Source organism: Ignavigranum ruoffiae (assembly GCF_900110675.1).
GTDB classification, from domain to species: domain Bacteria; phylum Bacillota; class Bacilli; order Lactobacillales; family Aerococcaceae; genus Ignavigranum; species Ignavigranum ruoffiae.
On record NZ_FOEN01000004.1, the window covers coordinates 66,668 to 73,848 of the forward strand.

The window sequence follows — 7,181 nt, forward strand, 5'->3', positions numbered from 1 at the left end:
AATATTCGTTGATGAGTCTGCTCAGTTTATTAAGACTGGGCAGTTTTTATATATCTAAAATTCAGACAGCTTCCTATTTCTAGCGGATATTGTACAATGGAAAGGAATAGAACGTGGATTGGGAAGAGGAGGAAATAATATGTTACGACATTATGATGATTTGTTTGATTGGAATTTGACAACGACCATTGCAGAAGAGCAAGATGGTTACTATCGCTTTGAAGATACTATTTTTTATGGAGCCAAAGGAGGAATGCTGGCCGATCACGGTACGATTAACGGACAGCCGGTCCTCGATCTTAAATGGGAAGGGGATCGACTCTTTCATAAGGTTGCTGAGCCCTTAAGTAATCCGATTCATCTAGCTTTAGATGGGAAGCGTCGTCTATTGAATAGTCAAATTCAATCAGCCTTACATTTACTAGATGGTTACTATCGACCTTATGATATTCAGTTAACTGCTGTGTCGGTTGAGCCAGGAAACCAATGGTATCAAATTAATCGCAATCAAGTGACAGAAGAAGATTTGGCTAAGGTTGAGAACCATATGCAAGATGCTATCTTAGCCGCGATTCCAGTGACTTACGAATACTATCCTGGCTCCAAATATCCCGACCCAGCTTATGCCCAACACGATGAAGTTCGGGTGGTGAGTTTTGGTAATTTAGATCGTCAACCCTGTGGGACCCCTCATGTCAACAATACCAGTCAGATTGCTTCTTTTGTAATCTTAGGACAGAAGAAACATGGAGACCAGACTCGGGTGGAAATCGCCGTCGGTTTGGCTGCGAGTCAGCTTTTGCAAGCTAAGAATCATAAAGTAGAAGCTATCCGTCATTTACTGAATACTAAAGAAGAAACTATAGTAGAAGATATTGAAGAGCTGATTGATCTTAAGAAAAAGAATAAAGATCGATTGAAAGTTTTATCGGATTCTCTAGCAGACTATCAAAGTGAGGCGATTGCTCAAAGTCCTGAGATAATTATTCAAGACCAGGTTGCCATCGAGAGTATGCGTCAGGTTTCGCAGAACTTGCTCAAACACCCAATTGATTTAAAAATATTAACCAACCAAGAAGACGGTGTTTGCCATTTTTCTATTGTTTCTCCTGCAGGTCAAGCACGAGACATTCTTAATTCTTTAGAAGCGGAAATTAATTTAAGAGGAGGCGGCTCACCCAAGATTGTATCGGGACGGACCGAGCACGCTCAAGAAGAACTTGTTCAGCTCTTCAATCAGATCGTCTCAAATTTAAAATAAAGTTAAAATTTGGCGCCAAAAACAATATTTCTCATTTAAATTTGTTTCATTGTATCATAAAACAGCGCTAATCTTCGCAGAAAGATAATTATCAAACTATTAGGATTCGCTTTCCTATTATCTTCACCTAATATTTATGAGTAAATGCTAAGATAATTATATTACGATTAAAAGCATAGTATTTCACATGAGAACGTGATATGATGAAAGTAAATAAAACGCTTTCACGAAAGTGAAAAGCAGAAAATGGGAGGATACTATGTTAGGAAGAAATAATTTTGTTGAGAAAGGTCGTCGACTGGCTGACCGCCAACAACGATTTACAATTCGTCGTTTAAGTGTGGGAGTGGTATCAGTTCTATCTGCCTCATTATTATTCTTCGGTGGACAGACTGAAGTTCAAGCTGAAGAAGCGGTTGAAGAGATCGCTGTTGAAGAAACCGTTGTGACAGATGAAGAAGACCCAGCCGTTCTCGAAGGGGATTTGGCTGATGAAGAACCTGACCTGACTACAACAGAGGAAGAAACCACTGAAAAAGAAGAAACACCAACCGTCGGAAATGATCCAACCTTGAAAGAACAAGGGGCGGACATTTTAGAAGATCCAGACTTTGGTAAAGAGGCTTTAGAACACGTCGAAGTGCTTTCAGGAGAGATTGGTAGTCGGGTAGTGGGCACGCCAGGTGAAGCACAGGCTATGAAATATATCTTAGACCAATTGAGCAGTTTTGGCTATAAACCTGAAATTCAAACCTTTACCTATAAGGTAAAAGAGAAAGAATATACTTCACATAATATTATTGCTACCAAAAAAGGAGAATCTGATAAGGAAGTCATTGTCGGGGCTCACTATGATTCAGTAAACTCTGGTGGATCTGTCGGTGCGGATGATAATGCTTCAGGGATTGGTGTACTTTTAGAAACCGCCAAACGATTTGCAGATCAAGCCAGCAAATTTACCTTGAAGTTTATCGCCTTTAGCGCAGAAGAAGTCGGTTTAAAAGGGTCAAAAGCTTATGCAGCCTCAATGACGGAAGATCAAGTTAAGAATACCCTAGCGATGATCAATATGGACTCACTGATTGCTGGCGATAAGAAATACATTCACGCTGGAATGGGTGGCGAACATTGGGCCCTTAATCAAGCCTTTGATATTGCTAAACTCCTAAAAATCGATGATATGGAACCGAATCCAGGCTTGAATGAAGATTATCCTTTTGCTGAAACAGGAGACTGGAGTGACCATGCGCCATTTAATAAGTTAGGAATTCCAATTGTTTATTTTGAAGGAACAAACTGGGAAATTGGCGATAAAGATGGTTATGTTCAAACTGAAGATAATGGACCTATCTTCCATACTGGTATGGATAATCTTGAATTCTTAAATGAAACATACCCAGGACGGGTAGAAGACCACTTATACAGTTATTCAGCGATTCTTTATAACTTATTGATGAACATGGCTGATCCAGCCAGTCCTAGTGTAGATGTTCCTGAAGTTGAAGAACCAGAAAAACCAATTGTAGATGGACCGGTAACCCCTGCACCAGAAAAACCAGAAGTCGAAGATAAACCGCTAGTTGGTGGTGACGGTGCGGAAGAAACAAATCCTAAAGAAACCCCTGAAGAACCTGAAAAAGATATGGAAGATAGTGGGGAAGAAATGATGGAGACTGCACCTGAATCAAGTGCGAAGTCGCTACCAGAAACCGGTGAAGGTCAAGGCTTAACCTTATTGGCTACTAGCTTAACGGCCTTAGGAACGAGCTTGCTTTTCTGGAAGAAAAAACAATAAGCAGACTATTGAACATAAGCTAACGAAATCAAGAACTTATATGGTCACACCACAGATAAGATCCGAGGACTAACTCGGGTCTTATTTTTATTGAAAAAATAATAAATGATTGAGATAGTTTCATGTCCATAGATAAAAGAGAGTTTATGACTTAAAGAGAGAGGGATTCATAACTCAAACATTATTCATAATTTGCACTGAAATATCACAAAATTTAGGCTGACTATTCAAAAATTCTTTGCGTTTAAAGTCTATAATAAAAATAGAAAGTTATTAAGGAAAGCATTGAGGTGAAGAAGATGAAGAAAATATTGACAGTTTTAGCTTTATTTGCGCTTATATTATTCTCTTTTGCCCATCAACAAGGTTTTGCCCGGGAAAACTTGAATCAAAGGATCGAGAAAGGATGGAATCAGCGAAATGACGTTTCCATTATCTTTGAGAACGCAGACCGTCAACTTCTCGAATAGTTAAATCGTCGTCTTGATATGATAAATATCTGAATAAGGCTTATCAATTTTAATAATGTTTAGTCTTGTTATAATTAAATTAGTAGGATGTCACTATTGAACTACAAAAGGAGGCAAAAAATGAAAAAAGTACTTTCGTATTTGAGTTTACTAGGATTAAGTCTCTTGTTTATTTTTGTGCCAAGTGTTCAAGCAAGTAGTTTATTAGACTCCATCGTGGAAAATTCTGGTGGACAAATTATATTCCGAAACCCTGAGGTAGATGGTCAATATCGGGAATTACCTAACTTCCCTATCCAGGTAAGTCTTGAGCAATTAGATTCTGATCAACCGCAGATTCGCATGGTTTGGAATTTAGATGATGCATCAAAAGACGAGGTCATGCCGATTGAAATTGAAGAAATTGAGCCGACAGAAGTTCCTGTGCTACCGGATGGCGAAAACTACCAGTCAACGATTGCGATTACTATCCCCGATCCTCCAAGGGATTATTATCAAGGGACAATTTATTTAACTGATCTAGCTTCTATGGGTGGCGTTCAGATGTTGATTCCGAACTACGCGGGGAATGTTGAAGAAAGTCAACAGGGGTATTACCAAGTTCTTTCTGAAGTGATTCCAGATAATTCTGCCGACTTAAATATTGCTGATCTAGATCAGGCGATGGCAGTCTGGCAAGAAAATATGGGACAAGAATACATTCGTTACTATCCGCAAGATGATCAGGCGGTAGTCAATAGTTTCTCTCAAGAGGTGCTCACTCATATGGCCTTTGAAGGTGAATCCATCGATTTAAACAATGCAGAGGGCTATCGCTTATATGCTATTTATTCAACCGTTGGGACCGATTCTTATAACCAAGTAGGCCCAATCACTTATGTGATGGTGGATGTTGAGGGGACTCCCCAAGTTTGGGTCAGCCAAGATAGCCAACGAAATGAGACCTTTAATTTCAAATTAACTGAAAATGTTGATATCAAAGACGTATTTGGACAATGGTATTATCAGGCTGATGCAGAATAGCTTGATAAGTTGGGAAAGGCTTCTGATTAGAGGCCTTTCCTTTTTATTTAGCCTAAAAAATGGTAATTTATAATTAGCGGTTGTTATTAAGAGGTACTAGTTTTGAAAAGGAGATGCTTATGAAAAGTAAAGCAGCAGTGGCTTTTGCCCCCGGGCAAGCCTTGGAAATCGTAGAGATTGATGTTGAAGATCCTAAAGACCACGAGGTAATGATTAAGATTGACTTTACTTCAGTGTGTCATACGGATGTTTATACTTTGTCAGGTAAGGATCCTTCAGGAAAGTTTCCTTGCATTCTCGGACATGAGGCTAGTGGAACCGTGGTAAAAGTGGGCCCTGGTGTGACTAATGTAGCTGTAGGAGATAAGGTGGTTCCTTTATGGAAACCTGAATGCGGAGAGTGTGAATATTGTAAGCGGGGCTTAAATTTCTGTTCGGCGATTAGTGAGACCCAGAGTCAAGGTTTAATGCCCGATGGAACGACTCGTTTTTCTTATCAAGGTAAACCCATTTATCATTTTATGGGGACTTCAACCTTTAGCGAGTATACGGTAGTTGCTGATATTGCTGTTGCTAAGATTCCTGAAGGAGTGGACTATGATAAAGTAGCTCTGTTAGGTTGTGGAGTGACTACCGGGATGGGAGCAGTTAAGAATGATGCCCAAGTAGAAGCTGGCTCGACAGCTGCTGTCTTTGGCATAGGTACTTTAGGTTTAGCAGCGATTCAAATGTTGAAGCAACGTCAGGCTGGTCGGATCATTGCAATTGATATTAATGATGAGAAAGAAGCCTTGGCCAAACAATTCGGTGCGACGGATTTCATTAATTCAGCCAAAATCGATCAACCGATTCAAGACTATATTGTTGAATTAACCGATGGAGGCGTCGATTATAGCTTCGTCTGTGTCGGTCATACGCCGACCATGAATGCCGGCTTAGAATGTACCCATAAGGGATGGGGAGAAAGTATTATCATTGGCGTCGCTGCCAGTGGCGAAGTGATTCAGACCCGTCCTTTCCATCTAATTACTGGCCGAACTTGGAAAGGTAGTTCCTTTGGTGGGGTTACCGGGCGGACTGGTTTAGCAGAGGTCTTTGAGGATTATCGACAAGGACAAATAGATTTAGATCCTTTTATTACCCATCGAATGTCAATCGATGAAATTAATCACGCTATTGAGCTTCAAGAACAAGGAAAGTCGCTTCGTGATATTTTAGTATTTAAGTGAAAGGACGAATACATTGCTTAAATTAATTGACCAACATAAGGTATTTGGCGGAAGTCAATGTCAGTACGAACATGAGTCCCAGGTTTTGAATTGTACCATGCGTTTTAGTCTTTTTCTACCAGAGCAGGCTCAAGAACAGCCGGTTTCATTATTATGGTGGTTATCGGGATTAACCTGTACTGATCAGAATTTTTCTACTAAGGCTGGTTTTCAACAATTTGCTAGTCAATATGGTCTCGCTGTAGCGATTCCCGATACTTCACCTAGAGGTGAGGATATTGCTGATGATGAAGCCTATGATTTAGGACAAGGGGCTGGCTTTTATTTGAATGCGACTCAAGATCCTTGGCGTGATCATTATCAAATGGCGAGTTATTTAAGTGATGAATTGCCACCACTTGTATATAGTTTAATTCCTCAATTTACCGGTAAAGAAAGTATCGCTGGCCACTCGATGGGAGGCTATGGCGCTTTGGTATCAGCCTTGCGCGATGAGAATCGTTTTGAATCGGTGTCAGCTTTTGCTCCCATTTCTAACCCGCAAAATGTTCCTTGGGGTGAGAAAGCTTTTGAGGCTTATTTGGGAGCTAATAAAGATTCATGGCAAGAATGGGATCCTTTGCATTTATTGACACAAGTTAAGAAACGAGTGCCAATCCTGATTAGTCAAGGCGATCACGATGAATTTTATCCAGTTCAGGTTGGCGCTGAAGCCTTGTTGAAGTTAGTTGACGAGCTAGATTATCCTTTATCTTATCATTTGGAAGAAGGCTATGATCATTCTTATTATATGATTCAAACTTTTATTGCGGATCATTTGGCTTTTCATGCCCAACATTTAGCTGAATAGATTTATCAATCCAAGGTAAATATCCCGAATTTTTGCCAGGGTCGGTTATCTGGCGAGAATTCGGGATATTATTATCAGCTGCTCTCAGCTAGAATTTTATTTATAATCGTAACGTACTTTGTAACCATTTGCTGTCCAATCCACGTACCATTGGGAGTGAATCTTGTAGTTGAAGTGATCTTTAGCGGCTTTAATTGCTAAGTCTAAGGTGCGATAGACATTCTTTTCGATTTGTGTTTTTGGCTTTTCTTTATCTGTATCCTGATCTTGACTTGTAGGAATGATTAATACTTGGTTGGGATGAATCAAGTCTGAAGATAACTGATTAACTCGTTTTAACTCGCTGACGGAGGTTTTAAATTTGATAGCGATTAGATTGAGACTTTCACCAGCCTTGACGATGTATGTGTTTGTATCATTGCTTTGGCTTGGTGTTGAATCTGCATCTCGATTGGCGCTAGCGCTTGGAATAATCAAAACTTGGTTTGGATGGATTAAGTCAGATTTAAGCCCATTGGCCGCTTTAAGCTCTTTAACGGTTACCCCAAATTTG

Annotated in this window: 7 protein-coding genes; 6 read left to right on the forward strand and 1 reads right to left on the reverse strand. The window is 39.9% G+C overall.

What is annotated here, in order from left to right:
- The first annotated feature begins 139 nt into the window (after positions 1-139).
- From BMX34_RS04420 to fghA, 6 genes are all read left to right on the forward strand, one after another.
- Positions 140-1,261: an alanyl-tRNA editing protein gene (locus tag BMX34_RS04420; protein ID WP_092571224.1), complete on the forward strand. Its 1,122-nt coding sequence runs from the start codon at positions 140-142 to the stop codon at positions 1,259-1,261.
- Positions 1,262-1,520: 259 nt separating this feature from the next.
- A complete protein-coding gene (locus tag BMX34_RS04425; protein WP_092571226.1) occupies positions 1,521-3,056 on the forward strand; it encodes a M20/M25/M40 family metallo-hydrolase in 1,536 nt (511 codons plus the stop codon).
- A gap of 299 nt (positions 3,057-3,355) precedes the next feature.
- On the forward strand, positions 3,356-3,526 hold the full coding sequence (locus BMX34_RS09725) for a hypothetical protein (RefSeq protein ID WP_159428848.1): 171 nt from the start codon (positions 3,356-3,358) through the stop codon (positions 3,524-3,526).
- 120 nt (positions 3,527-3,646) lie between these two features.
- On the forward strand, positions 3,647-4,549 hold the full coding sequence (locus tag BMX34_RS04435; RefSeq protein ID WP_159428849.1) for a DUF4767 domain-containing protein: 903 nt from the start codon (positions 3,647-3,649) through the stop codon (positions 4,547-4,549).
- A 119-nt stretch (positions 4,550-4,668) separates the two neighbouring features.
- Entirely contained in the window at positions 4,669-5,778 is a 1,110-nt protein-coding gene (locus BMX34_RS04440) for an S-(hydroxymethyl)glutathione dehydrogenase/class III alcohol dehydrogenase (RefSeq protein WP_092571232.1), read from the forward strand.
- A gap of 13 nt (positions 5,779-5,791) precedes the next feature.
- A complete protein-coding gene (fghA, locus tag BMX34_RS04445; RefSeq protein ID WP_092571234.1) occupies positions 5,792-6,628 on the forward strand; it encodes an S-formylglutathione hydrolase in 837 nt (278 codons plus the stop codon).
- A gap of 96 nt (positions 6,629-6,724) precedes the next feature.
- Here fghA and BMX34_RS04450 read toward each other — a convergent pair.
- On the reverse strand, positions 6,725-7,181 hold a 457-nt coding region (locus BMX34_RS04450; protein ID WP_159428850.1), incomplete at its 5' end, for a LysM peptidoglycan-binding domain-containing protein.